The organism is Pseudomonas fluorescens (genome assembly GCF_902497745.1).
Taxonomy (GTDB): Bacteria; Pseudomonadota; Gammaproteobacteria; order Pseudomonadales; family Pseudomonadaceae; genus Aquipseudomonas; species Aquipseudomonas fluorescens_BM.
On the sequence record NZ_CABVHJ010000020.1, the window covers coordinates 1 to 24,781 of the forward strand.

At 59.3% G+C, this 24,781-nt stretch carries 23 protein-coding genes and 1 riboswitch; of the genes, 9 read left to right on the forward strand and 14 right to left on the reverse strand.

Going from position 1 to position 24,781, the window contains the following annotated elements; all coding sequences use genetic code 11:
• Both F8N44_RS24880 and F8N44_RS24885 read left to right on the forward strand, forming a co-directional pair.
• On the forward strand, nucleotides 1-698 hold a 698-nt coding region (locus F8N44_RS24880), incomplete at its 5' end, for a hypothetical protein (protein WP_224794815.1).
• Between the two features lies 1 nt (nucleotide 699).
• Nucleotides 700-1,095 carry a DUF6911 family protein gene (locus F8N44_RS24885; RefSeq protein ID WP_150652151.1) on the forward strand — a complete coding sequence of 132 codons (396 nt, stop codon included), beginning with the start codon at nucleotides 700-702 and terminating at the stop codon, nucleotides 1,093-1,095.
• A gap of 89 nt (nucleotides 1,096-1,184) precedes the next feature.
• Here F8N44_RS24885 and F8N44_RS24890 read toward each other — a convergent pair whose 3' ends face one another.
• The gene (locus tag F8N44_RS24890) at nucleotides 1,185-2,228 is read right to left on the reverse strand and encodes an LLM class flavin-dependent oxidoreductase (protein WP_150652152.1); all 1,044 of its coding nucleotides are present in this window, start codon (nucleotides 2,226-2,228) and stop codon (nucleotides 1,185-1,187) included.
• A 159-nt stretch (nucleotides 2,229-2,387) separates the two neighbouring features.
• Nucleotides 2,388-2,873, reverse strand: coding sequence for a flavin reductase family protein (locus F8N44_RS24895; protein WP_150652153.1), 486 nt, complete (start codon nucleotides 2,871-2,873; stop codon nucleotides 2,388-2,390).
• Between the two features lie 324 nt (nucleotides 2,874-3,197).
• On the opposite strand from F8N44_RS24895, the gene F8N44_RS24900 reads away from it, so the two are divergent.
• Complete coding sequence (locus F8N44_RS24900) at nucleotides 3,198-4,604, forward strand: purine-cytosine permease family protein (protein ID WP_150652154.1); 1,407 nt, start codon at nucleotides 3,198-3,200, stop codon at nucleotides 4,602-4,604.
• Nucleotides 4,605-4,853: 249 nt separating this feature from the next.
• A complete protein-coding gene (locus F8N44_RS24905; RefSeq protein WP_150652155.1) occupies nucleotides 4,854-5,954 on the forward strand; it encodes a polyamine ABC transporter substrate-binding protein in 1,101 nt (366 codons plus the stop codon).
• A gap of 126 nt (nucleotides 5,955-6,080) precedes the next feature.
• Here the strand turns inward: F8N44_RS24905 and F8N44_RS24915 are convergent, their stop codons facing one another.
• Nucleotides 6,081-7,055: a TerC family protein gene (locus F8N44_RS24915; protein WP_150652156.1), complete on the reverse strand. Its 975-nt coding sequence runs from the start codon at nucleotides 7,053-7,055 to the stop codon at nucleotides 6,081-6,083.
• A gap of 164 nt (nucleotides 7,056-7,219) precedes the next feature.
• Here F8N44_RS24915 and F8N44_RS24920 point away from each other — a divergent pair, with 164 nt between their 5' ends.
• A complete protein-coding gene (locus tag F8N44_RS24920; protein WP_150652157.1) occupies nucleotides 7,220-8,164 on the forward strand; it encodes a Dyp-type peroxidase in 945 nt (314 codons plus the stop codon).
• On the opposite strand, the gene F8N44_RS24925 is transcribed toward F8N44_RS24920, so the two are convergent.
• Nucleotides 8,165-8,953, reverse strand: coding sequence for an AraC family transcriptional regulator (locus F8N44_RS24925; protein WP_150652158.1), 789 nt, complete (start codon nucleotides 8,951-8,953; stop codon nucleotides 8,165-8,167). It lies immediately after the preceding gene.
• Nucleotides 8,954-9,037: 84 nt separating this feature from the next.
• Here F8N44_RS24925 and F8N44_RS24930 point away from each other — a divergent pair, with 84 nt between their 5' ends.
• On the forward strand, nucleotides 9,038-10,036 hold the full coding sequence (locus F8N44_RS24930) for a bile acid:sodium symporter family protein (RefSeq protein ID WP_150652159.1): 999 nt from the start codon (nucleotides 9,038-9,040) through the stop codon (nucleotides 10,034-10,036).
• Between the two features lie 92 nt (nucleotides 10,037-10,128).
• Here the strand turns inward: F8N44_RS24930 and F8N44_RS24935 are convergent, their stop codons facing one another.
• Nucleotides 10,129-10,731: a response regulator transcription factor gene (locus F8N44_RS24935; RefSeq protein WP_150652160.1), complete on the reverse strand. Its 603-nt coding sequence runs from the start codon at nucleotides 10,729-10,731 to the stop codon at nucleotides 10,129-10,131.
• Between the two features lie 115 nt (nucleotides 10,732-10,846).
• Here F8N44_RS24935 and F8N44_RS24940 point away from each other — a divergent pair, with 115 nt between their 5' ends.
• Nucleotides 10,847-12,475, forward strand: coding sequence for a hybrid sensor histidine kinase/response regulator (locus F8N44_RS24940; protein WP_150652161.1), 1,629 nt, complete (start codon nucleotides 10,847-10,849; stop codon nucleotides 12,473-12,475).
• Between the two features lie 116 nt (nucleotides 12,476-12,591).
• Here the strand turns inward: F8N44_RS24940 and yecR are convergent, their stop codons facing one another.
• The 5 genes from yecR to F8N44_RS24965 all read right to left on the reverse strand — a co-directional run bounded on the left by yecR (nucleotide 12,592) and on the right by F8N44_RS24965 (nucleotide 17,071).
• Nucleotides 12,592-12,900 carry a YecR family lipoprotein gene (gene yecR, locus F8N44_RS24945; protein ID WP_007918065.1) on the reverse strand — a complete coding sequence of 103 codons (309 nt, stop codon included), beginning with the start codon at nucleotides 12,898-12,900 and terminating at the stop codon, nucleotides 12,592-12,594.
• 33 nt (nucleotides 12,901-12,933) lie between these two features.
• Entirely contained in the window at nucleotides 12,934-13,248 is a 315-nt protein-coding gene (locus F8N44_RS24950) for a hypothetical protein (protein ID WP_150652162.1), read from the reverse strand.
• 193 nt (nucleotides 13,249-13,441) lie between these two features.
• A complete protein-coding gene (locus tag F8N44_RS24955; RefSeq protein ID WP_150652163.1) occupies nucleotides 13,442-13,972 on the reverse strand; it encodes a phage infection protein in 531 nt (176 codons plus the stop codon).
• Nucleotides 13,973-14,525: 553 nt separating this feature from the next.
• Nucleotides 14,526-15,698: a cystathionine gamma-synthase gene (locus tag F8N44_RS24960; RefSeq protein WP_150652164.1), complete on the reverse strand. Its 1,173-nt coding sequence runs from the start codon at nucleotides 15,696-15,698 to the stop codon at nucleotides 14,526-14,528.
• A complete protein-coding gene (locus F8N44_RS24965) occupies nucleotides 15,695-17,071 on the reverse strand; it encodes a pyridoxal-phosphate dependent enzyme (RefSeq protein WP_150652165.1) in 1,377 nt (458 codons plus the stop codon). Before F8N44_RS24965 ends, F8N44_RS24960 begins: the two co-directional genes overlap by 4 nt.
• 423 nt (nucleotides 17,072-17,494) lie before the next feature.
• On the opposite strand from F8N44_RS24965, the gene metE reads away from it, so the two are divergent.
• Together metE and F8N44_RS24975 are read left to right on the forward strand one after the other, a co-directional pair.
• Nucleotides 17,495-19,783, forward strand: a complete 2,289-nt coding sequence (metE, locus tag F8N44_RS24970; RefSeq protein WP_150652228.1) for a 5-methyltetrahydropteroyltriglutamate--homocysteine S-methyltransferase — start codon at nucleotides 17,495-17,497, stop codon at nucleotides 19,781-19,783.
• A gap of 214 nt (nucleotides 19,784-19,997) precedes the next feature.
• On the forward strand, nucleotides 19,998-20,504 hold the full coding sequence (locus F8N44_RS24975; RefSeq protein WP_191630947.1) for a GNAT family N-acetyltransferase: 507 nt from the start codon (nucleotides 19,998-20,000) through the stop codon (nucleotides 20,502-20,504).
• On the opposite strand, the gene F8N44_RS24980 is transcribed toward F8N44_RS24975, so the two are convergent.
• The 4 genes from F8N44_RS24980 to F8N44_RS24995 form a co-directional block, all read right to left on the reverse strand.
• Nucleotides 20,488-21,252, reverse strand: coding sequence for an ABC transporter ATP-binding protein (locus tag F8N44_RS24980; protein WP_150652167.1), 765 nt, complete (start codon nucleotides 21,250-21,252; stop codon nucleotides 20,488-20,490). The two genes, F8N44_RS24975 and F8N44_RS24980, sit on opposite strands and share 17 nt — an antisense overlap.
• Nucleotides 21,249-22,253: a FecCD family ABC transporter permease gene (locus tag F8N44_RS24985; RefSeq protein WP_191630948.1), complete on the reverse strand. Its 1,005-nt coding sequence runs from the start codon at nucleotides 22,251-22,253 to the stop codon at nucleotides 21,249-21,251. Before F8N44_RS24985 ends, F8N44_RS24980 begins: the two co-directional genes overlap by 4 nt.
• A gap of 8 nt (nucleotides 22,254-22,261) precedes the next feature.
• The gene (locus F8N44_RS24990) at nucleotides 22,262-23,275 is read right to left on the reverse strand and encodes an ABC transporter substrate-binding protein (RefSeq protein WP_150652169.1); all 1,014 of its coding nucleotides are present in this window, start codon (nucleotides 23,273-23,275) and stop codon (nucleotides 22,262-22,264) included.
• Between the two features lie 143 nt (nucleotides 23,276-23,418).
• Nucleotides 23,419-23,612, reverse strand: a riboswitch (cobalamin riboswitch).
• Between the two features lie 42 nt (nucleotides 23,613-23,654).
• Entirely contained in the window at nucleotides 23,655-24,590 is a 936-nt protein-coding gene (locus tag F8N44_RS24995; RefSeq protein WP_150652170.1) for a Ppx/GppA family phosphatase, read from the reverse strand.
• Nucleotides 24,591-24,781 lie beyond the last annotated feature (191 nt).

The window sequence follows — 24,781 nt, forward strand, 5'->3', positions numbered from 1 at the left end:
TCGACGCTTCCGGCGTGGCGGTGGGGTATACGATCCTCGGGCCGGACAATCAGCCCAGGGTGATTATGGAACCTGCTGAGTATGCGATTTTCAGCAAGCTACCCCCGGCTTGGAAGGAAAACTACCTCTCGCAACCTTCTTGGAGCCTAGACGTTGCGTCATCAATACAACGAGTGCAAACCGGTGATTTCTCGGGTGCAATGGATCATTATGGCTACATGCTGGGTGAGCCAAGCTATTGGGCTGACCTTACGCTGAATATGGCGCTGGCACTTGGTGGCTATGTGTTGAAGCTCGCCCCAGCCGTAACTGCTGAAGGGAGGATCGGCGGGGAGATATTCAAGGATACAAATCAGACTGCTCGTCCACCATCATTAGCAAATGCCAATGAACCGACGCTAATTTCTAATCGAGTCACGACCAAAGCGACGTCCACCAAGAAAGTTCTCCCAAATGGCAATATGGCTGATGCACATGCAGAAATTGGTGTGATCCAGCAGGCGTTCACTGCAGGGAAAACGGTCGGGGCGAGCATGGAGCTCAGGGTATCTGGAAAGGCAGTATGTGGGTTCTGCCGTGGAGACATTGCTGCAATGGCTAACGAGTCTGGCCTGTCCTCACTTACCATCAAAGAGCTTGCGACAGGTAAAACGCTTTATTGGCGCCCTGGAATGAAATCAGTAAAAGAGGTGAAATAATATGAAGCGCTCTCTCTCCTGGACGGTCGGTTTTGGCAGAACCTGTGAAGGTGGCACGCAAAGAGATCCATCTTGGAATGATGTCGTTGCGCACCTTGAAGAGTCCTGCCGAAATTTGGGGAGTGTAACCCTGGATATTGAAGAATTAGCAGGCTTCGAACTCTTGACATTGCAGGTTGTTGCAGAGACAGGCAAGTACGCACTGACTCTCGGCGTTGATGATGGCGATGACTACGATGTCAAAGTATTTTGCGGTGATAAAAATCGTGGCGGAATCATGCATATCCAAGGCGACGCCGTTGCTGGTTCAGCCATCTGCTCAAATTTTGAGATTGTCGTGGAGATATTCAAGCAGCTCTTCGACAGTGGCCGAGTGTCGCCCGCGCTCATGAACTGACGTTTAACTCGAGCGACTCCGGCCAAAACAAAAAACGCCCCAAATCACCCGGGGCGTTTTTCATTTATCGAACACTAAATTTCGGACGCTCACCGAAACGCCGGCACCACATGCTTGATAAACAGCTCCAGCGATTTCTTCTTCTCCTCATGCGGCAAGCTGTTGTCACACCAGAAACTGAACTCATCCACCCCCAGTTCCTGGTAGTACTTGATCCGCGGAATGATCTCTTCCGGCGTCCCGATCATCGCCGTCTTGTGCAAACTCTCCAGCTCAAACTCCGGACGCCCGGCAAATTTCTCTTCCGGGCTTGGCGCGAGGAAACCATTGGCCGGCGTTTCCTTGTTGCCAAACCACGCATCGAACGTGCGATAGAAACGTGAGATCGCTTTCGCCCCGACTTTCCAGCCGTCCGGGTCATCAGCGGTGTGCACGTGGGTGTGGCGCAGCACCATCAGTTGCGGACGCGGTACGCCGGGGTTGTTGTCGAGTGCGGTCTGGAACTTGTTCTTCAGGTCCAGAACTTCCTCGTCGCCCTTCATCAGCGGCGTGACCATCACGTTGCAGCCGTTGGCCACGGCGAAGTTGTGCGAGTCCGGGTCGCGGGCGGCGATCCACATTGGCGGGTTCGGTTTCTGGATCGGCTTCGGTACGCTGGTCGAGGTGGGGAATTTCCAGATGTCGCCGTCGTGGGCGTAGTCGCCTTGCCACAGGGCGCGGACCACCGGGACCATTTCGCGCAATGCCTGGCCGCCGCTGGAGGCAGGCATGCCGCCGGCCATGCGATCGAATTCAACCTGATAGGCGCCACGGGCGAGGCCGACTTCCATGCGGCCGTTGCTGATGACGTCGAGCAACGCGCATTCACCGGCGACGCGTAGCGGATGCCAGAACGGCGCGATGATGGTGCCGGCGCCGAGGTGGATGGTGGTGGTTTTGGCCGCGAGGTAGGCGAGCAGCGGCATCGGGCTGGGCGAGATGGTGTATTCCATCGCGTGGTGTTCGCCGATCCACACGGTGCTGAAACCGCCGGCCTCGGCCATCAGGGTCAGTTCGGTGAGGTCTTCGAACAGTTGGCGGTGGCTGACGCTTTCGTCCCAGCGTTCCATGTGGATGAACAGGGAAAATTTCATGACGCTTCCTCGGATCTTTTGTTGTTGAGGCTACAAAAATCGGTGGGAGTGAGCGGTTCGCGATCGTGCTGTGTCAGTCGCTTGCTGCGTCGCTTTTAACACTGCTTTCGCGAGCAGGCTCGCTCCCACATTTGATTTGCGTAGGGCTGGAGGTTTTGATCAGGCCAGGACGGGCAGGGCGCCCATCTTGCCGTGGCAGTACACCAGCGGCCCGGCGATTTGTTCGGGGACGATCAGGTTCTTCACCGCGCCGACCATGATGGCGTGGTCGCCGCCTTCGTATTCGCGCCACAACTCACACTCGATGATAGCTGTCGCGTTGGCCAGTATCGGGTTACCCAGTTCGCTCAAGGTCCACTCGATGCCTTGCGCCTTGTCCTTGCCTTTGCGGGCGAAGGCGTAGGCTTCGCTTTGCTGGCCGCCGGACAGAACGTGGATGGCAAAGCGCTTGTTCTTGATCAGCACCGGGTAGGAATCGGAGCTGTAGTTGGGGCAGAACAGCACCAGCGCCGGGTCCATCGACAGCGAGCTGAATGCGCTGGCAGTCAGGCCGATGATCTGACCGTCATCGTCCAGGGTGGTGATAACGGTTACGCCGGACGGGAACGAGCCCATGACTTGTTTGTAGATGGCGGCATCGATCATTGGTCGGTCCTCGGGTGTGGTGCTGCTGTTTTTATGTGTTTGTTGGTCTGATGGTATACCAGTATTCGATCTTTGCAAGGCCTTTTAAGCTGAACCGATAAACGTGCTGCGTTCGTCGGAAACTCAGTATTTACGGGGCTTGCGGCTGGTCTGCAGGCCACGGTTTCAGCGAGGATGGCGTATCAGTTGGCACCGCAAACTACGGATCAGTCTTGTGAATTGTTTGGAATACCATAATATGGTCTGCATCTGAGGGGCGGCCAGAGAGTCCCCCCGGTTTGGCTTCATACAACGATAAGAACAGACAAACTCGAGTTCATGCATATGTCCCAGATGTCCCGGCAAGATCCGTTGATCGAGAATCATACGGTCGACTACGTCCCACTCGCGGAACGCCACGGGAAGGCCCGCGACCTATTCACTCTTTGGTTCAGCACCAACATTGCGCCCCTGCCCATCGTCACCGGCGCCATGGTGGTTCAGGTGTTCCATCTTGATTTGTTATGGGGGCTGCTGGCGATTGCGCTGGGGCACCTGATCGGCGGTGTGGTGATCGCGCTGGCGTCGGCGCAAGGCCCGCGCATGGGCATTCCGCAAATGGTCCAGAGCCGTGGTCAGTTCGGTCGTTATGGCGCGCTGCTGATCGTGTTCTTCGCCGCGCTGATCTACATCGGTTTCTTTATTTCCAACATCGTCCTGGCGGGTAAATCCATCGTCGGCATTGCGCCGTCGGTGCCGGCGCCGCTGAGCATTCTGATCGGTGCATTGGCGGCCACGGCGATCGGCGTGATCGGCTACAACTTCATTCACACGCTGAACCGCATCGGCACCTGGGTGATGGGCAGTGCGTTGCTGGCCGGGTTCATCTATATCTTTGCCCATGACTTGCCGGCGGACTTTCTCACTCGCGGCAGTTTCAACTTGTCCGGTTGGCTGGCGACGGTGTCGCTGGGGATCATCTGGCAGATCAGTTTCTCGCCGTACGTGTCCGATTACTCGCGTTACCTGCCTGCGGATATCGGCATTGCCAAGCCGTTCTGGGCGACTTATCTGGGCGCGACGCTGGGGACGATTCTGTCGTTCAGCTTTGGAGCCGTGGCGGTGCTGGCGACCCCGGAAGGCACCGAAGCGATGATCGCGGTCAAGCAATCGACCGGTTGGCTGGGGCCGATTTTGATGGTGCTGTTTCTGCTCAATATCATCAGTCACAACGCGCTGAATCTGTATGGCGCGGTGCTCTCGATCATCACCTCGATCCAGACCTTCGCTAGCCAATGGACGCCGAGCATCAAGGTGCGCGTGGTGTTGTCGAGCGTGGTGCTCGCGGGTTGCTGCGTGGTTGCGCTGGGTGCGTCGGCGGATTTCATTTCCGAGTTCATCGGTTTGATTCTGGCGTTGCTGCTGGTACTGGTGCCGTGGGCGTCGATCAACCTGATCGACTTTTACCTGATCAAGCGCGGCTGCTACGACATCAGCTCGATCTTCCGCGCCGATGGCGGGGTTTACGGGCGCTTCAACCTGCACGCGATCATCGCTTATTTCATCGGCATCCTCGTGCAGTTGCCGTTTGCCAATACTTCGCTGTACGTCGGGCCTTACGCCAATCTGGTTGAGGGTGCGGACCTGTCCTGGCTGGTCGGCCTGGTGGTCACCGTTCCGTTGTATTACTGCCTGGCGACACGCGGCCAGACTGAGCAGAGCAGGGCGGCCAGGTTGGGTTACACCGACTGAGCTGATCCGCTTCACGACAATGCCCGGCCATTCGCCGGGCATTGTTGTTTCCGCATCCCGGCGGTCAATCAAATTGGCCACATCGATCCCCTTTTGGCCCATCCCCCACTGTGCTCCAGCTACGCTGTCAGCAAGAATCAAAACCATAACCAGACGCTGAACCTTTTTTACCCTTGGCTACCTTTTCAGCCGCTGCCGTGTACAGAACATAAAAACCATCGAACTCACGCTGCCTTTTGGGGAACAACCATGGTCACGATGAAACGCATTCTGGGTGCCACTGTGTGTGGGCTGACGCTGTTGGCCAGCGCCGTCCAGGCTGAGCAACGCGAACTGCGCGTGTACAACTGGGCGGACTACATCCTGCCGTCCGTGCCCAAGGATTTCGCCGCAAAAAGCGGCATCAAAGTGATTTGGGACACCTTCGACACCAACGAATCCCTGGAAGCCAAACTGCTGACCGGCAACTCCGGTTACGACCTGGTGGTGCCGTCGAACCAGTTCCTCGAAACGCAAATCAAGGCTGGCGTGTTTCAGAAACTGGATAAATCGAAGCTGCCGAACTGGAGCCACCAGGATCCGGAACTGTTAAAACTGCTGGGCAAGAACGATCCGGGCAACCAGTACGGCGTGCCTTACATGGTCGGCACTGTGCTGATCGGCTTCAACCCGGCAAAGGTCAAAGCGGCACTGGGTGACAACGCGCCGGTGGACAGCTGGGATCTGGTGTTCAAACCGGAGAACATGGAAAAACTGAAATCCTGCGGCGTGGCAATGCTTGATTCGCCGACGGAAATCCTGCCGCTGGCCCTGCATTACCTGGGCCTCGATCCGAACAGCCAGAACCCCGCCGATTATGAAAAGGCCAAGGAGTTGATGCTCAAGGTTCGTCCGTACGTGACCTATTTCAACTCGGCCAAGTACATGACTGACATCGCCAACGGCGACATCTGCGTGGCCATCGGTTACTCCGGCAGCTTCTACCAGTTCGGCAACCGCGCCAAAGAAGCCGGCAACGGTGTGGTGGTCGATTGGCGCTTGCCGAAGGAAGGCGCGCCGATCTGGTTCGACACTTTCGCGATTCCGAAGAGCGCGAAAAACGTCAGCGAGGCCCACGAATTCCTCAACACCTTGCTCGACCCGAAAGTGATCGCGCCGATCAGCGACTTCCTCGGTTACCCGAATGCGAACAAGGATTCGATGCCGCTGATCAACAAGGAAATCACCGGCAACCCGAACCTGACGCCGACCCCGGAAGCGCTGAAAAACCTCTACGTTGTGCAGCCGTTGCCGCAGAAACTTGAGCGTGTGCGCACCCGCGTGTGGACCAACATCAAGTCGGACAAATAGATATGGGCTGAACGAAATCCCTGTGGGAGCGAGCTTGCTCGCGAAGGCGTCGGATCATCCAGCATCATCGTTGAATGACACACCGCTTTCGCGAGCAAGCTCGCTCCCACAGGGTTTTGTGGTGTGTCATTCAGTGCTGCGTTCGGTTTCTCTGGTCATCACCAGGCTCAGCAAAACCGAACTCAGGATCACCCCACCCACGACCGCCAACGACCACTCCACCGGCATGTGCAACCACGGCATCAACACCATCTTGCCGCCGATAAACACCAGCACAATCGCCAGCCCATACTTGAGCAAATGAAAGCGATCCGCCATGTCCGCCAGCAGGAAGTACAGCGCGCGCAATCCCATGATCGCGAAGATGTTCGAAGTGAACACAATGAACGGGTCCGTCGTCACGGCGAAGATCGCCGGGATGCTGTCGACCGCGAACATCAGGTCACTGGCCTCGATCAACACCAGCACCAAAAACATCGGGGTTGCCCAGCGCACGCCGTTTTGCAGGACGAAAAACCGTTCGCCATGAAACCCGCTGGTGATGCGCATATGCCCGCGCACCCAGCGCAGCAACGGATTCTTGTCCAGATCCGGCTGGTGGTCGGCAAACACCAGCATCTTGATCCCGGTGAAGATCAGGAACACGCCGAACGCATACAGCAGCCATTCGAACTGCGACACCAGCCACACCCCGGCAAAAATCATCACCGCGCGCATCACGATCGCCCCGAGCACGCCGTACAGCAGCACCCGCCGCTGCAATTCGGGCGGTACGGCGAAGTAGCTGAAGATCATCACGAAGACGAACATGTTGTCGATCGACAGCGACTGCTCGATCAAATATCCAGTCAGGAATTCGAGGGTCTTCTCCCGCGCGATGTCAGCGCCGAACGCGCCGTGCAGATACCACCAGAGCAGGGCCGCGAAACTCAGTGCCAACAAGCACCAGGCGATGACCCAGGACAAGGCTTCGCGCACTGACACCCGATGCGCCTTGCGCCCACCGAAGACAAACAGGTCCAATGCCAGCATGGCAAGCACGAAGACGATGAAGGCGGCCCACATCCACGGTTCGCCGATGTTGATGTTTGTGGCTGGCATGTCACGCTCCCTGTCTATTCTTGGATTGGGGTCAGACGAGGCCATGCTAGCGAGGGGCTTGCCGCAAAGAAAAATCGTTTATTTCTGCGCAACAGTTCGTTAAAAACGAACTATCTGCCCTCGTTAACAGCTCGGGCACTTTTTACGGAGCAATGTTTTCAACGATGAATACCGACATTCTCGAACCTCAAGCGGTGTGCAGTCCGATCACCAGCAGCGCAATTTTCATCGTCGCGACGTTGAACCCGGGGGCTGATGCCGCGCAAACCGTCAAAGACTGGTGCGGTGACGTCGCCGGGCTGGTGCGCTCGGTGGGCAAGCGTGTACCGACCGGCAATCTGACGTGCATCTGCGGGTTTTCTTCGAATGCCTGGGATCGCCTGTTTGGCAGTCCGCGCCCGGCGTCGCTGCACGGTTTTCGCGAGTTTGGCGGGGAAGGGCGACACGCGCCGGCAACCCCGGGCGATCTCTTGCTGCACATTCGCGCCGATCAAATGGACCTGTGTTTTGAACTGGCCACGCAAATCATGGCGGTGCTCGGCGATGCGGTGACCGTGGTCGACGAAGTACAGGGTTTCCGCTATTTCGATATGCGCAGCATCATCGGTTTTGTCGACGGCACGGAAAACCCGGTCGGGCGCAAAGCGGTCAACTTCACCATCGTCGGTGACGAAGATCCGGGTTTCAGCGGTGGCAGTTACGTACTGGTGCAGAAATACCTGCACAACATGACCGCGTGGAACGGCTTGAGCGTTGAGGCTCAGGAGCGCGTCATTGGTCGCACCAAGCTCTCCGATATCGAACTGGATGACGCGGTCAAACCGAGCAACTCGCACAGCGCGCTGACGACCATCACCAACGCTGACGGCGAGGAAGTGAAGATCCTCCGTGACAACATGCCGTTCGGCCGTCCGGGAGCAGGGGAGTTCGGCACCTTCTTCATCGGCTACGCGCGCTCGCCGGAACCGATGGAGCAGATGCTGGAAAACATGTTCGTCGGCAAGCCGCCGGGCAATTACGACAAGTTGCTGGATTTCAGCACCGCCGTCACCGGCAGCCTGTATTTCGTACCCTCGGCGGATTTGCTGGAAGAGCTGGCGGATCGCTGATCAGCGAAAAAACTCACCCGGCGTTTCGCCAAACTGCTGACGAAACGCCGCGATAAACGCCGACGTCGAGTCGTAACCACAGACCAGTGCAACATCGGTGACGCGCTCACCTTTTTCCAGCGGCGTCAGCGCGCCGAGCAGGCGCAAGCGCTGGCGCCAGGCGCGGAAGGTCAGGCCGGTGTCGCGCAGGAACAGGCGCGTGAGGGTTTTTTCGGTGACGCCGAACTTTTCGCTCCAGTGGCTCAGCGTGGTCTGCTGTTCCGGATGTTGTTCCAGGCTCTGATAGATCTGTTTTAAGCGGGCGTCTTGCGGCAACGGCAACATCAGGTCGATCTGCGGCGCTTCGGCCAGTTGATCGAGGATCACTTGAGCGAGGCGTCCATGCGGGCCGCTCTGGTCGTATTCCACCGGAACCTGACTGAACGCCCGGATCAGCTCCCTGAGCAGGTCGCTGACACCGAGCACATGACAGCGCTCAAGCGCCCACCCGGCAACGCTGCAATCGATGTACAGGCTGCGCATTTCCGTGTGCGGCGAGCTGAATACCCGATGCGGCACGCCCGCCGGGATCCACACGGCGCGCTCCGGCGGAGCGACGAATCGGCCGACGCTGGTCTGGATTTCCAGCACACCTTGAATCGCGTAGGACAACTGCACCCATGGGTGACTATGCCGACGGGTCAGGGCGCGATTGGGCAGTGATTCGGTGCGGCCATAGAGTGGGCGCGGCAGGCTGGGCAGCCCGGGAATGCTGCGGCGCACGCTTTTGTCATGTCCTTTAGGCGGCATCTTGTGGCTCTTCGGCGTTAGTCGGTAATCGGCAGTCACGTTAGAGTCGTCGGCACGCACTGGCAACCCCCGGATGAACCGACCATGACTCGCCCACGTTTTTTGCCCGATAACTTCACCCTGACGCTGATTGGCGTCGTGTTGCTGGCCAGCTTCCTGCCGGCCAGCGGCCAGGTCGCCGTCGGCTTCGGCTGGCTGACCAACATCGCCATCGCGCTGCTGTTTTTCCTGCACGGCGCCAAGCTTTCCCGCGAGTCAATCATTGCCGGCGCCGGCCACTGGCGCCTGCATTTGCTGGTGTTCGGTTTGACGTTTGTCCTTTTCCCGTTATTGGGCCTGGCGCTGAAACCGCTGCTGTCACCGCTGATCGGCGACAAGCTGTACATGGGCATGCTTTACCTGTGCGCATTGCCGGCCACGGTGCAGTCGGCGATTGCTTTCACTTCGTTGGCTCGGGGCAATATACCGGCGGCGATCTGCAGCGCGGCGGCGTCGAGCCTGTTCGGGATTTTCCTCACGCCGTTGTTGGTGACGCTGCTGCTCGACGTTCACGGTGATGGCGGTTCGACGCTGGATGCGATTCTGAAAATCAGCGTGCAATTGTTGCTTCCGTTCATTGCCGGGCAGATCGCCCGTCGCTGGATCGGTGCGTGGGTCGGGCGCAACAAGAACTGGCTGAAGTTTGTCGATCAGGGTTCGATTTTGCTGGTCGTCTACGGCGCATTCAGTGAGGCGGTCAACGAAGGCATCTGGCATCAGATTCCGCTCATCGAGCTACTGGGGCTGGTGGTGGTTTGCTGCATCTTGCTGGCGCTGGTGCTGTTGGCCTCGACGTTGTTGGGCAAGGCGTTCGGCTTCAGCCAGGAAGACCGCATCACCATTCTGTTCTGCGGTTCGAAAAAGAGCCTGGCCACCGGCGTGCCGATGGCGCAGGTGTTGTTTGCTGGCAGCACCATTGGCGTGTTGATTCTGCCGTTGATGCTGTTCCATCAGATTCAGTTGATGGTCTGTGCGGTACTGGCCCAGCGCTACGCCAAGCGCTCGGAATCGGTGCCGGAGTTGATGGCCCAAGTCGACCCATAACACACCGTCTACGTGTAGGAGCTGCCGAAGGCTGCGATCTTTTGATCTTGTCTTTAAAAACAAAGTCAAAAGATCGCAGCCTGCGGCAGCTCCTACAGAGTTCCTGCGTATTTCACGGCAGCCGCCCGTGAGGGCACGTTCAGCGTGCGCAACAGCGAGGACACATGAATGCGCACCGTGAACGGTGAAATATCCAGTTCGCGGGCGATTTCCTTGTTGGTCTTGCCTTGGGCGATCAAGCGCAGCACGTCCTGCTGACGGGGCGTGAGGGCGGCGCCGGTTTCCAGCGGCAACAGCCCGGACGGCGCGAACTTCACCAGCACCTCTCCTTCGCGAATCGCCAGAATTGCCTGACCGATTTCATCCGGAGCGATGTTTTTGCCGATAAAACCGTCGATACCGGCGGCCATGACTTCGTTGATCAACGCTTGATCATCGACCATCGACACCACGATCAACGTGGTGCGCGGCAGGCGCCGACGCAGTTCGGCGAGTTGGCTGACGCAGGTCAGTCCGGGGAATCTGAGATCAAGAATCAGCGTGTCCGGCTCGTCGCCCAAGGGCAGCAGCGCCAGTACGGCGTCGAGGTCACCGGCTTCTTCGATAACGCCTTCGGGCAGCAAACGCTGTACTGTGCGCAGCATCGCCTCGCGAAACAGCGGGTGATCGTCGGCTATGATAATTCGGCAGGTCATGGCGTGACCCTCCCTGGGTCAGGCGTTGCTCAAGGCCTGCACATTAGCACCGAGCGCAAGGGTTGCCTGTAGGTTCCTTCTGATTTTGACGATTGCCGCACAAGGACGTTTAACCATGAAGTTCGAGAAAAACACCGAACTGGACCAGGCCAATCTGCGCATCATCATCGCCAGTATTGCCGTGGTTTACATGCTCATACTGGGTTTTTTGCCGGGCCAGCGCTTCGATACCTATCTGCCGGTGATCACCTACATCATCGTGTTTTTGCTGGCCTCGATCTGCTTGCGTCAGGCGATTGCGCGCTGGCCGGGGCATTACCCGGCGCGGCGGATTTTCGCCATGGTCCACGATTACACCGGCACCTGCTTCGGGCTGGTGGTCGGTGGCGAGGCGGCGTTGCCGCTGTATGCGGTGATCATCTGGGTCAACCTTGGCAATGGCATGCGCTATGGCTCGCGTTATCTGGCGATTGCTACGGCGCTGGCATTAGTGGCGTTGCTGTGTGTGTATCGCCTGACCCCGGTGTGGCAGGCACAACCGTTTATGGTGTTGATGCTGATGATCACCAGCACGGTGATTCCGTTCTATGCGCATTTGCTGTTGGAGCGCACACGTGAAGCCTCCGAAGAAGCGGTCGCAGCGAATCTGGAAAAATCGCGGTTTCTCGCCCAGGCCAGCCATGATCTGCGCCAGCCGATTCATTCCATCGGTCTGTTTACTGCGTGTCTGCGGGAGTCGCGGTTGGGCGAGGAGGAGCGGCGACTGGTTGATAATATCGACCGTTCGCTGCTCAACGTTTCGCAGTTGTTTCGCTCGATTCTTGATCTGTACACCCTCGATAACGGCCGGGTTCTGCCCAAACTGCAAACCTTCCATTTGGGTGAATGGCTCGCAGATCTGATTCGTCAGAACGCTGAAGCAGCACGTTGGGCAGGGGTGGAGCTGCGTTTGCGCCCCTGTGAGTATTGGGTGCAAACCGATCCGGCGTTGCTCGCGACCATGGTGCAGAACGTGCTTTCCAACTGTTTCAAATATGGCGCGCATCGGCCGGTGTTGATCGGCGTGCGCCGGCGCGGAGCGGGGCTGGCCATCGTGATTTATGACCGCGGCAACGGTATCGCCGAAGAGCATCTGGCCAAGGTGTTCGAGGAGTTCTATCGCGTGCGGCAAGTGCGCGACAAAGACGTCGAAGGCGTGGGGTTGGGGCTGTCGATCGTCAAGCGATTGGGTGAGTTGATCGGTGTCGGCGTTGCCCTGCGCTCGCGGCTCGGGCGGGGAACGGCGGTGACTTTGTACGGCTTGCCGATCACCGCGCCGCCGCAGGTAACGGTCAATCGGGGTGAAGCACGTCAGGTCGGTCTGCTGACCGGGTTGAAGGTGTGTCTGGTGGAGGATGATCGTAACGTGCTGCTGGCGACTTCAGCGTTGCTGGAGCGTTGGGGCTGTGTGGTTCAGGCCGAGTTGACGGCTCAGGACCTGGTCACCGACTGCGACATCATCGTCGCTGATTACGACCTCGGCACCCACGCCACTGGCATCGAATGTATCGACGATGTGCGCAGGCAGCGCGGTTGGGCGGTGCCAGCAATGATCATCACCGGGCATGACGTCGAAAAAATCCAGGCAGCCCTGCACGACCGCGACATCGCCATCCTGTCCAAACCGGTACGGCCGGCTGAACTGCGCGCGACCTTGCGAGCCCTGCGCGATCGCCAGCCCGAACCCACCGAAAATGCTTTGTAGGTGTCCATGGGTCTGTAGGAGCTGCGGCACGCTGCGATCTTTTGACGTTGAAAAGAGCAAGATCAAAAGATCGCAGCCTCGTTGCACTCGACATCTCCTACAGGATTAGTGCGTGTTCAGCGTTTGCACAGGTAATCCTGCGTGATAGTGGTCTGCAGGCAGTTGTATTGGCCCATGGTCCGGCAGATGTTTTTCTCGGAGCCGGTGACCTCGGCGTTTTTATAGCCCCAAGTCTTGCAGCGTTGGGCGGCGACGGTCAGGCCTTGTTCCGCGCTGGTCTGGCCGCTTTCGAACTGGCCCAGCTCATAAGAGACCTGGACGACGCCATCGTTTTTGCTGCCGCCGGTGGCTTCCCACTGTTTCGGCGTGGCGCAGCCAGTGAGGAACAGGGCGCTGAGAGTGAGTGTTGCGATCAGGGTTTTCATGGGCAAACGGTGTCCTTTACCGACGTGATGGAATTACTGGAATGGAATCGGCGAAGCGCCTTTCGGCAGGCACGACAGCGGTGGCGACATGATGCCCATGCTCGCCACGGCGATGATTACGCCACTGGGCAATTCACAGTTGTATTCCCCGGCCGGGGTGTACGCCGTGTAGTAGGTGAGGGTGCTGTCGTTGCGGATGTTGTCGATTTTCGACACCGGTTTACCAATCACCGTTTGCGCGCGTTCTTTCATGCTCGCTTCAGTGGGTTTGACGGTCTGGCAGCCGGCCACGCCGAGCAGCACGGCGCTGACCACGGCAATCTTGCAGAGGTTTGTATGGAGTTTCATGGTGTGTCTTCCTTGGTGTTGTTCTGATTTCCAGGCACAACGATCCCGCACGCTGCGAACAGGCAACGTTGGGGAACATCGGGGGGTGCGGGGGAATATAACGCCAGCGGACAGGGCGGTCGATTAGCACAAATGTGCTAGTGCGGCGCTCGACAGGCGGTTTGCTGGAACCGCCTGTCGCGCCGAGGGAGGATTACTGAGGGCTGTTGAATTGATCGGAATAACTGCCGGTCATCAACGCGGAGGCGACGCGATCAGAGCCAACGCCGACACGCGAATAGGCAACCCGGTTGACGCCGGTGCGGTCGGCGCCATCTGAAGCCAGTGCGCCTACGCCGACATGGTCAGCGCCGTCAGAAGCGACGGCACCCGCGCCGACATGATCGGCACCATCAGAGGCGACTGCGCCTGCACCAACATGATCGGCGCCATCAGAAGCGACTGCGCCTGCACCGACATGATCAGCGCCATCAGAAGCGACCGCACCAGCACCGACATGATCAGCGCCATCAGAAGCTACGGCGCCCGCACCCACATGATCGGCGCCATCAGAAGCCACCGCGCCTGCACCCACATGATCAGCACCATCCGAAGCAACCGCTCCGGCGCCGACATGATCCGATCCATCGGACGCCAACGCTTGCGGCTGTGCTGCCCAGACATTGGGCACCACCACGGTCGCCGCGACCGCCAGAAGCACGCCTGACAACAGCTTGTGTTTCATAGTTTTCTCCATGACCCGGCAGCCACAAAGCGATAAGGCATCGTCCGCCGCTTGTTCGCTGGCGTTATGACTCATTGGCCTAGGTCAGTCTGGTGGGCGAAAGGCACGGGCACACCGTCAGGCGCGCGGGTGTCGACATAATCATGATCGAACTGATTGAGTATAGATCGCGATAGCGAGGCGGCGTGGCGGGGGGATCGACGGCTGTTAGGCGCTTCTCTTCCTGTACCGGACAGGCACAGTTGAAATCAATCTAAAAACGCCGTAGCGGTTCGGTGAGCCTTTGCTAGGCTCAAAGATGTAGGCGAAGACGCAGACTGATGCGCAATCGGATAGCAAGGGGGCGTGGGGCGCGCTCCGAAAGGTACACGGTTAGAAAGATCTCCGCGCTGAGATCCAGCCCTTATGCCGTGTGAAGCAGCCGAGGCCGTACCTTTTCAATTTGGCCCGGTACTGTGGGAAGCCCGATAAACCTTGTAAGCCAGAGACCAGCACTGGCCGCCTGCTCGAACACCAAAGCCCGCGTCGTGCGGGCTTTGTCGTTCTTGCCAGGTCAGATCGATTGCAGCGCCTGCGCCAGGTCGGCGCGCAAGTCTTCGACGTCTTCAACGCCAACCGACAGTCGCACCAGACCATCACCGATCCCCAGTTTTGCCCGAGTATCCGCCGGAATGGTCGCGTGAGTCATGATCGCCGGGTGCTCGATCAGGCTTTCCACGCCGCCGAGACTCTCCGCCAGTGCGAAGATCTTGACGTTCTCGAGGAAACGCCGCGCACCGTCCAGATCACTGTTCAGGTCCACGGAAATCATCCCGCCGAAACCGCGCATCTGACGCTTGGCCAATTCATGCTGCGGATGCGACTCCAGGCCCGGATAGTAGACGCGTTTAACCTGCGGCTGCTGTTCCAGCCACTGCGCCAGATCCAGTGCGTTGCTGCAATGTCGCTCCATGCGCAATGCCAGGGTTTTCACCCCGCGCAGGGTCAGAAACGCATCGAACGGCCCGGCAATCGCACCGACTGCGTTCTGCAAGAAACCCAGTTTTTCGGCCAGTTCTTGGTTCTGGCCGACCACGGCGATCCCACCGATCACATCGGAGTGGCCGTTCAAATACTTGGTGGTCGAGTGCAGCACGATGTCGAAACCCAACTCCAGCGGCCGCTGGATATACGGGCTGGCAAAGGTGTTGTCGGCCACGCTGATGATCCCGCGTGCACGGCAGATACGGGCGATAGCGGCGAGGTCCGACAGGCTCAGCAGCGGGTTGGTCGGTGACTCGACAATCACCAGGCGTGTGTCGTCCTGCAGCGCCGCTTCGAACGCCGCCAGGTCAGTCAGATCGACGTAGCTGAAACGGTGTCCGGCACTGCGCTGACGGACCTTGTCGAACAGGCGGAACGTGCCACCGTACAAGTCATTGCCGGAGATGACGTGCGAACCGGCATCGATGAGTTCGAGCACCGTGGAAATCGTTGCCAGCCCGGAAGCAAAAGCAAACGCCTGGGTGCCGCCTTCCAGATCCGCCACGCAACGTTCCAGGGCAAAACGCGTCGGGTTGTGCGAGCGCCCGTAATCGAAACCCTTGTGCACGCCGGGGCTGTCTTGCAGGTAGGTGGAGTTGGCGTAGATCGGCGGCATCAGCGCGCCGGTGGTCGGATCCGGCGTCTGCCCGGCGTGGATCACCCGGGTCGCGAAGCCTTGGGAATTGTCGTCGTGCTGACTCATGCGAGGGATCTCCGTAATTGGTTGAGCATGTCGGTGCGGGTGATCAGGCCATGGAAGCCCGATGCATCGGCGATGATGGCGACGAGGCCACGGCTGAGTACCGCTTCCAGCTCGGCAAGGCTGGCACCGGGGGCAAGGGTTTGCAGCTTGTCGGTCATCACGCTGGATACCGATTGGCTGAAGCGGGCGGCGTCTTCGTGCACCGGCAGGAGGATGTCCGATTCGTCGATTACACCGACCAGTTGCTTGCCTTCAACCAGCACTGGCAATTGCGAAACATCCGCCAGACGCATGCGCTGGAATGCGGTCAGCAACGTGTCGTCAGGGCCGACGCTGATCACGCGGCCATCCTCGAAGCGGCGGGCGATCAGGTCACGCAGGTCGCCATAGCCTTTGCGCTGCAACAGACCTTGATCGGTCATCCATTGGTCGTTGTAGACCTTCGACAGATAGCGCGTACCGGTGTCGCAGACAAAGCTGACCACGCGTTTCGGCTCGGTCTGTTCACGGCAATAACGCAGCGCCGCCGCGAGCAGGGTGCCGGTCGACGAGCCGCCGAGAATGCCTTCGGCCTTGAGTAACTGCCGCGCGTGATCGAAGCTTTCTTCATCGCTGATCGAATAGGCGTGGCGCACGCTGGAGAGGTCGGTGATCGACGGAATGAAGTCTTCACCAATGCCTTCCACCGCCCATGAGCCGGGCGTCGGCATCGTACCGTCGCGGCTGTATTGCGCCATCACCGAGCCGACCGGATCGGCCAAAACCATTTCCAGATCTGGTTGCACGCGTTTGAAGAAACGGCTCAGGCCGGTCAGCGTACCGGCCGAGCCGACACCGACGACGATGGCGTCCAGGTCATGCTCGGTCTGTGCCCAGATTTCCGGCGCGGTGCTGCATTCATGGGCCAGCGGGTTGGCCGGGTTGTTGAATTGGTCGGCGAAGAATGCGCCGGGAATGTCTTTCGCCAAACGGGCGGCGACGTCCTGGTAATACTCGGGATGGCCCTTGCCGACGTCGGAGCGGGTGATGTGTACCTCGGCGCCCATGGCCTTCAAGTGCAGGACTTTCTCGGTGGACATTTTGTCCGGCACCACCAGCACCACACGATAGCCTTTGGCGCGGCCAACCAGTGCCAGGCCCAGACCGGTGTTACCGGCGGTGGCTTCGACGATGGTGCCACTGGGTTGCAGGCGACCATCACGTTCGGCGGCGTCGATCATGGCCAGACCGATGCGGTCCTTGATCGAACCGCCAGGGTTCTGTGATTCAAGTTTGAGAAACAGCGTGCAAGGCCCGGTGTCGAAGCGGGTGACTTGCACAAGCGGAGTATTGCCGATCAGCCCAAGTACGGCAGGGCGTGATTCCTTAGACATTTCTTCACCTCTTGGTGGTGTTGATCGCGTTCCAATCGCGGGGAAAAGACTCGCGTGCAACATAGGCTCAGACATCGGCTGTCGCAACCATTAGTCGGTCGCGAATTCAGCCATTTCGATCTAACGATAGATCGAAATCACAGACCTGTCGGGGTGCTTTCGGGTGCGTTTATACGGAGGCGTCATGGAGTTTTCAAAGGGCGTCTTCAGAGCGACGAACAGCTTGAATTGCCGAGAAATTTCCTGCCGCAAAAACCGCTCAGCCTTCTCGTGCGCTATCAGCTCTGGAGTGTTTTCAGGTGAGAAGCTGTGATCGTTTGATCATGAGGGAAACTTGTGTTGATCAAGATTAAATTGAGTTTGTCTCACTAGCGACCGATGCCGACAATGGCCGCCATCAACAAGACATTGGAGTTGTTTGTTATGGCACTGGCCCATTCCCTTGGATTTCCGCGCATCGGTCGCGACCGCGAACTGAAGAAAGCGCAAGAGGCGTTCTGGAAAGGAGAACTGAACGAGGCCGGCCTGCGTGATGTTGGCCGTGAGCTGCGCAAGGCCCACTGGGACCTGCAGAAAAACGCCGGTATCGAATTGCTCCCGGTCGGCGATTTCGCTTGGTACGACCAGGTCCTGACGCACTCGCTAATGTTCGGCGTCATCCCCGAGCGCTTCCGTCCGCATGACGGCAAAGCCAGTCTGCAGACCCTGTTCGCCATGGCCCGTGGCGTCAGCGACAGTTGCTGCGGCGGGGCGCACGCCCAGGAAATGACCAAGTGGTTCGACACCAACTATCACTACCTGGTCCCGGAATTCAGCGCCGATCAGCAGTTTCAGCTGGGCTGGGAGCAGTTGTTCGAAGAAGTCGAAGAAGCTCACGCACTGGGCCACAACGTCAAACCGGTGATCATCGGCCCGCTGACGTATCTGTGGTTGGGCAAAGCCAAAGGCGCCGAATTCGACAAGCTGGAATTGCTTGATCGTTTGCTGCCGCTGTACGGGCAGATTTTCTCTCGCCTTGCGGCCCAAGGCGTCGAGTGGGTGCAGATCGACGAGCCGATTCTGGTGCTCGATCTGCCGCAGGAGTGGAAGAACGCTTTCGAGCGTGCCTACAACCAGATTCAGCGTGATCCGTTGAAGAAACTGCTCGCCACTTACTTCGGTGGCCTGGAAGAAAACCTCGGTCTGGCGGCCAACCTGCCGGTCGACGGTTTGCACATTGATCTGGTGCGCGCACCGGAACAGTACCCGACCATTCTCGATCGTCTGCCGGCCTACAAAGTGTTGTCCCTGGGTGTGGTCAATGGCCGTAATGTCTGGCGCTGTGATCTGGAAAATGCCTTGGCGACGTTGCAGCATGCCCATGAGCGTCTGGGTGAGCGCCTGTGGGTCGCGCCGTCCTGCTCGTTGCTGCACAGCCCGGTGGATCTGGGCCGTGAAGACAAACTCGACGCCGAGTTGAAAAGCTGGCTGGCCTTCGCTGTGCAGAAGTGCGAAGAAGTCGCGGTTCTGGCGCAAGCCGTCAATGAGCCCGAAGCGCCGAAAGTGCTACGTGCCCTGACCGAAAGCCGTTCTGTTCAGGCTGCGCGTGCCGCTTCGCCACGCATTCACAAACCTACGGTTCAAGCCCGGGTTGCCGCTATCACGGCCAAGGACAGTCAGCGTCCGTCGCCGTTTGCTCAACGTATCGCCAAGCAGCGCGCCGGACTCGATCTGCCGCTGTTCCCGACCACGACGATCGGTTCGTTTCCGCAAACCGCGTCGATCCGCCTCGCTCGCCAGTCGTTCAAACAAGGCAAGCTGACCGAAGCCGAATACACCGAAGCCATGCACAGCGAAATTCGCCACGCGGTAGAAATCCAGGAACGTCTGGGCCTCGATGTGCTGGTGCACGGTGAAGCCGAGCGCAACGACATGGTCGAGTACTTTGCCGAGCAGCTCGACGGCTACGTATTCACCCGTTTTGGCTGGGTGCAGAGTTACGGTTCGCGCTGCGTGAAACCGGCGGTGATCTTCGGCGACCTCAGCCGCCCGAAAGCCATGACCGTGGAGTGGATCCGCTACGCCCAGGGCCTGACCGACAAAGTCATGAAAGGCATGCTGACCGGGCCGGTGACCATGCTGATGTGGTCGTTCCCGCGGGAAGACGTCAGCCGCGAAGTGCAGGCGCGGCAACTGGCGCTGGCGATTCGTGATGAAGTGGTGGATCTGGAAGCCGCCGGCATCAAGATCGTGCAGATCGACGAAGCGGCGTTCCGTGAAGGTCTGCCGTTGCGTCAGGCGCAGTGGCAGCATTATCTGGACTGGGCGACTGAAGTATTCCGCTTGTGCGCCTCCGGTGTGCGCGACGAAACGCAGATCCACACGCACATGTGCTACAGCGAGTTCAACGATGTGATCGAATCGATTGCGGCGATGGATGCCGACGTGATCACCATCGAAACCTCGCGTTCGGACATGGAATTGCTGGATGCGTTCGAAGCATTCGCTTACCCGAACGAAATTGGCCCGGGCGTTTACGATATCCATTCGCCACGGGTGCCGGATGCTTCGGAGATGGCTAATCTGTTGCGCAAAGCGGCCAAGCGGATTCCGGCTGAGCGGTTGTGGGTCAACCCGGATTGCGGTTTGAAAACCCGTGGCTGGCCGGAGACGGAAGCGGCGCTGGTGCACATGGTCACCGCCGCCCGGCAGCTGCGCAAAGAATTGGCGTAACGCTCTGGCTGCATGAAACACAAAACCTGTGGGAGCGAGCCTGCTCGCGAAAGCAATCAGTCAGTCACAACCTGATTGTCTGATGTACCGCATTCGCGAGCAGGCTCGCTCCCACAGGGTTTTGTGCATGGCATTCGGATTGGGGATTTCTGATGGCGTCGACCGGTAGCGAGTTGTTAATGTGCCCAGCCGCATCCCAGGTGTTTGCCGTTACATGAGTGATCAACCCGTTATCCAGGCCGTGTCTGACGCCGACATTCCTGAAGTTCTCGATTTTGTCCTAAAGGCCCGCGCCGAGCTTTTTCCCAAGCTCAGCGCGACGGGCATGCCCGACGATCTAGCGCGTTTTGCCGAGGTTTATCTGCGTGGAGAAGGGCGCTTTCTGATCGCTCGCCACGAAGGGCAGATTGTCGCCTCAATCGGCTATCTTCCGTACGACCGACGCTTCCCGCACTTGCCCTATCCGGACCTTGAAGTGGTGGAAATCGTCCGTCTGTTTGTCCTGCCATCGCAGCGCCGCTCAGGGCTGGCCGGTGCGATATATCGATCACTCAAAGACCTGGCACTCGCTGACGGAGTCGAGGTGATCTACCTGCACACCCACCCGTTTCTGCCGGGGGCCATCGAGTTCTGGCAGCGGCAGGGTTTCGAGATCATCGATGTCGACGCTGATCCGGTCTGGCAAACAACCCACATGCACAACGTCATGAGTGAAATCTGAGAATCTGCGCCCCATCAAATGGGTCCGTCAGGTAATGCGCCCTGACCCCGAACGTATCCTGTAACCGCTGCGGTGTCAGCACTTCCAGCGGCGCGCCCAACGCCACCAGCCGCCCGCGCTCCAGCACCGCCAGACGATCGCATTTCAACGCCTGATTAAGATCATGCAGCGCGATCAGCGTGGTCACCGGCAACGCCTGCACCACATTGAGAATGGTCAACTGATGTTGAATATCGAGGTGGTTGGCCGGCTCGTCCAGCAACAGAATCTGCGGACGCTGCGCCAGTGCCCGAGCGATATGCACTCGCTGCCGCTCACCACCCGACAGGCTGCGCCAAAGACGCGTGCGCAGGTGCATGGCGTCTACATCGGTGAGCGCCTGCTGGACGATGGCGTCGTCTGCCTGCGACCACGGTTGCAGCGCCGACAGCCAAGGCGTGCGCCCCAGCGCCACCGCGTCGAACACGCGAATGCCGTCATCAGTGTCGGCCTGTTGTTCAACCACCGCGAGTTTTTGCGCAATGCTGCGCCGGGCCATTTTGCCGAGGTGCTGACCTTCCAGCAGCACCTCGCCAGCGCTGGGTTCGCGCAACCCGGCCAGCAGTTTGAGCAGGGTGGATTTCCCCGAGCCATTCGGCCCGACGATGCCCAGGGTTTCGCCGCGCCGAACTTCAAGGCTGACACCGTTGAGCAACTCGGCACCGCGCACCTTGAACGTCAACCCGGAACAACTCAGAACACTGCTCATCGCGCTGATCTCCGACCCACCAGAATCAAGGCAAACACCGGCGCGCCGACCAGCGCGGTAATCACCCCGACCGGAATCACCTGACCCTTGATCAAGGTTCGCGACAACACATCAGCAGCAATCAAAAACACCGCGCCGCCCAACGCACTGGCTGGCAACAAACGTGCATGACCGGTGCCAAGTAACAGACGAGCGGCGTGAGGAATCACCAGCCCGACAAAACCGATCGAACCGACAATCGACACCATCACCGCCGTCACCAGCGCCGCGCAGCCAATCAGCAGAATCTGCACACGTCGCACCGGAATGCCGAGAGACGCCGCCGAATCCGCGCCAAAGGTAAACGCATCCAGCGCCCGCCGATGCCACAGGCACACGACCAGTCCAACCAGGGCTACCGGCACCGCCAGCCACACCGACGGCCAACGCACGCCGCCCAGATTTCCCAACAGCCAGAACATGATTCCGCGTGCCTGTTCGGAGCTGGCCGAGCGAGTAATCAGAAACGCCGTCAGCGCATTGAACAGCTGCGAACCGGCGATCCCGGCAAGAATGATCTGCCCGGTGCCGCTCGCCGAGCCGCTGACCCGTGCCAACAGAATCACCAGCACAAACGCGGTAACTGCTCCGGCAAATGCCCCGACTGACAACGAGATGAGCCCGGCGCCAACCCCGAGCAACGCCACCATCACCGCCCCGGTCGAGGCGCCGGCAGAAATCCCCAGCAGATACGGATCGGCCAACGGGTTGCGCAACAGCGACTGCAAAATCACCCCGCACGTCGCCAGACCGGCACCGCATGCGGCCGCGACCAGTGCGCGGGTCAAACGGTAATTCCAGACGATACCTTCATCGATAGGATCGAGCACATGCCCGGCGCCCCAAAGCTTGTTGGCCAGCACTTGCAACACCACGCCCGGTTCTATCGAGGTTTCGCCGATGGCCACGCCAGCAACCACTGCAATCAACAGCATCGCCAGGGCCAGCAACGTACGGATCAGGCTGGCTCTCATTGCGACAGGTCATAGCCGTTGATGGCCGTGGCCAGTTGCTCGATGCCATCGAACATGCGCAGGCTGGCCTGCATGGCCATGGCGTCGAGAATGATGATGCGGTTGTGTTTCACCGCGTCCATGTTGCGCGTCACCGGGTCACTGCGCAGGAAGGCGAGTTTCTTTTCATAGTCGTCAGCGGGGAAGCGTCGGCGATCCATACGCGCGATGACGAGGAAGGTCGGATTGGCTTTGGCGATGGTTTCCCAACCGACTGTTGGCCACTCTTCATCGGACTGCACGACGTTGCGCACGCCGAGGGTGTCGAGCATGAAATCGGGAATGCCTTTGTGCCCGGCCACGAATGGCTCGATATCCATTTCGGCGCTGGAGAACCACACCAGCGCGCTGGCGTCCTTCAGTTGTTTACCTTGGGCGGTGGCAACCGACTTGGCGAGGCTGGCCTTGAGTTGATCATTGAGTTGCTGACCACGTTCCTGCACATCGAAGATCTGCGCCAGTTGGTTCACGCTTTTGTAGATCGTGTCGATGCGAAACGGTGCCAGCCGCGTGCCGTCGGCGCCGACGAGGTTGTCCTTGGCTTCGCAATCGGAGGGCAGCAGGTACGTCGGAATCTTCAGCTCATGAAACTGCTCGCGAGTGCCCACCGCACCTTGCGGGCCGACCATCCATTCCAGCTCCACGGCGACCAGTTCCGGGCGCTTGCCGATCACCGATTCGAAACTTGGCTCGTTGTCAGCCAAACGCTCGATATTGTCGTCCTGGGCTTTGTATTTGGCCAGCACATTGTTGAACCACAACGAGGTGCCGACGACTTTGTCGCCCAGGCCCATGGCGTAGAGCATTTCCGTGCCGGCCTGGCCGATGGTCACGGTGCGCGTCGGTGCGTGCTTGAAGGTCAGGGTGCTGCCGCAGTTTTCCACCGTCAGCGGATACACCGTCGGTGCCGCTTGTGCTATGGCGCCAAGGCTCAGGCCGGTGATGAGGGTGACAATGCGGGGCAGCAGCATGGGGCAGTCTCCGGGGAATCCGTACGCGGAGCGGGGGAGTACGGATTGGAAACACACCATCGAACGCGGTCAGGAAAACAGCGCAAGGCCGGTCATCAAAAGAAGAAGTACACGGCACGATGTCCTTCCCGGACACCCCGCCGGTTAGTAGTCACTGTGCCGGCAGGTCTCCTGACTGATGCGTCATCGCCTGGCTCCGGCCTTCCCGGGATTCACCCAGTGGCAGTCGTGGAGCAGGCTCGGCACCTACAGTTGCGGGGGCAGTTCCGATCAATGCTGTGCAAGCACCTCGGATTCCCTATTAATCCCGTTTGGGACCGGCGGCGGCATGGTAGTCGATCGCGCCGCTGAAGGGGAGACGAATCTGTCGTGGCGCGGATTAGTGCTGACTCATCAAACCGTGCAACACGCCTAAACGCAGGCCCGGTTCCGACGGCAGCATTTGCGCGATGCCGAACACTTTGAAGGCGGCCAGCATCAACACCAGACCGCCGGGCAGAATGCTCTGGCGGTGCGGCTGCAGCCCGGCGAGCTTGAGCTGTTGCACGTTGTTCACTTTCAGCAGAAGTAACGACAGGCGCAGCAGGCCGCCGTAGGTGATGCCGTCCTGACCGTAGTCGTTGAGGCGATTGGCCTTGAGCACTTTGGCCAGCATGCGCGCGGTGCCGGAAGAACCGATGGTCTGCTGCCAGCCCTGCGCACGATAGCGCCGGGCAACCTTTTCAAACTGCAGAATGGCGAAGCGTTCGGCCTCCTGTAGGGTACCGGCGGACAGATCGCCGCCGCGAAAGAAGCGCGTGCTCAAGGTGCCGCTGCCGATGGCGATGCTTTCGGTGAGCAATGGTTGTGAGCCTTGGCCGAGGATCAGCTCGGTGGAACCGCCGCCGATATCGACCACCAGGCGCATGTCTTCGGCGCTGGGCAAAGCATGGGTCACGACGGCGTAGACCAGCCGCGCCTCTTCATGGCCGCAAATGACGTCGATGGGAAAGCCCAGATGCCGTTCGGCACTGGCGAGAAACAGCTGCGCGTTGTCCGCCTCACGCACCGCACTGGTCGCCACCGCACGGACTCGGCCGGCCTCGAAACCGCGCAGCTTCTTGCCGAACCGCGCCAATGCCTGCCAGCCGCGATCCAGTGCCAACGCATCCAGCGCGCCACCGTCAAAACCTTCAGCGAGGCGCACCGGTTCACGCAGGGTTTTCACTTCCTGAATCTGCAAGCCCTTTCGACTGCGCACTGACTGGCCGATCATCAGGCGAAAGGCATTCGAACCCAGGTCGATGGCGGCAAATAGCGAGGCTTCGTCTTTCATGGGAATCCTTGCAGAGCGTCCGTCGCGAGGCTCAAGACGGTTTGCGAGGATTCTGCCGTGATCTTGATGACATCCTGATGACGGGGTGGGGGCGGTTCAATGAATTTGGTGCTGTCATGACACTGTCATTATACGGCGTCTATGCTGAGGCCAATACATCGCGTGTTCTTAAAGTTTTTGCTGCCAGTTTT

Coding starts and splice junctions, on each gene's coding strand:
- F8N44_RS24925 (WP_150652158.1), bottom strand. CDS start 8,953: ATGCCGCCTAAAGGACATGACAAAAGCGTGCGCCGCAGCATTCCCGGG.
- F8N44_RS24995 (WP_150652170.1), bottom strand. CDS start 24,590: ATGAAAGACGAAGCCTCGCTATTTGCCGCCATCGACCTGGGTTCGAAT.
- F8N44_RS24920 (WP_150652157.1), top strand. CDS start 7,220: ATGAATACCGACATTCTCGAACCTCAAGCGGTGTGCAGTCCGATCACC.
- F8N44_RS24885 (WP_150652151.1), top strand. CDS start 700: ATGAAGCGCTCTCTCTCCTGGACGGTCGGTTTTGGCAGAACCTGTGAA.
- F8N44_RS24895 (WP_150652153.1), bottom strand. CDS start 2,873: ATGATCGATGCCGCCATCTACAAACAAGTCATGGGCTCGTTCCCGTCC.
- F8N44_RS24890 (WP_150652152.1), bottom strand. CDS start 2,228: ATGAAATTTTCCCTGTTCATCCACATGGAACGCTGGGACGAAAGCGTC.
- F8N44_RS24960 (WP_150652164.1), bottom strand. CDS start 15,698: ATGAGTCAGCACGACGACAATTCCCAAGGCTTCGCGACCCGGGTGATC.
- F8N44_RS24990 (WP_150652169.1), bottom strand. CDS start 23,275: ATGCTGCTGCCCCGCATTGTCACCCTCATCACCGGCCTGAGCCTTGGC.
- metE (WP_150652228.1), top strand. CDS start 17,495: ATGGCACTGGCCCATTCCCTTGGATTTCCGCGCATCGGTCGCGACCGC.
- F8N44_RS24900 (WP_150652154.1), top strand. CDS start 3,198: ATGTCCCAGATGTCCCGGCAAGATCCGTTGATCGAGAATCATACGGTC.
- F8N44_RS24930 (WP_150652159.1), top strand. CDS start 9,038: ATGACTCGCCCACGTTTTTTGCCCGATAACTTCACCCTGACGCTGATT.
- F8N44_RS24915 (WP_150652156.1), bottom strand. CDS start 7,055: ATGCCAGCCACAAACATCAACATCGGCGAACCGTGGATGTGGGCCGCC.
- F8N44_RS24905 (WP_150652155.1), top strand. CDS start 4,854: ATGGTCACGATGAAACGCATTCTGGGTGCCACTGTGTGTGGGCTGACG.
- F8N44_RS24950 (WP_150652162.1), bottom strand. CDS start 13,248: ATGAAACTCCATACAAACCTCTGCAAGATTGCCGTGGTCAGCGCCGTG.
- F8N44_RS24955 (WP_150652163.1), bottom strand. CDS start 13,972: ATGAAACACAAGCTGTTGTCAGGCGTGCTTCTGGCGGTCGCGGCGACC.
- F8N44_RS24940 (WP_150652161.1), top strand. CDS start 10,847: ATGAAGTTCGAGAAAAACACCGAACTGGACCAGGCCAATCTGCGCATC.
- F8N44_RS24975 (WP_191630947.1), top strand. CDS start 19,998: ATGAGTGATCAACCCGTTATCCAGGCCGTGTCTGACGCCGACATTCCT.
- F8N44_RS24980 (WP_150652167.1), bottom strand. CDS start 21,252: ATGAGCAGTGTTCTGAGTTGTTCCGGGTTGACGTTCAAGGTGCGCGGT.
- F8N44_RS24935 (WP_150652160.1), bottom strand. CDS start 10,731: ATGACCTGCCGAATTATCATAGCCGACGATCACCCGCTGTTTCGCGAG.
- F8N44_RS24965 (WP_150652165.1), bottom strand. CDS start 17,071: ATGTCTAAGGAATCACGCCCTGCCGTACTTGGGCTGATCGGCAATACT.
- yecR (WP_007918065.1), bottom strand. CDS start 12,900: ATGAAAACCCTGATCGCAACACTCACTCTCAGCGCCCTGTTCCTCACT.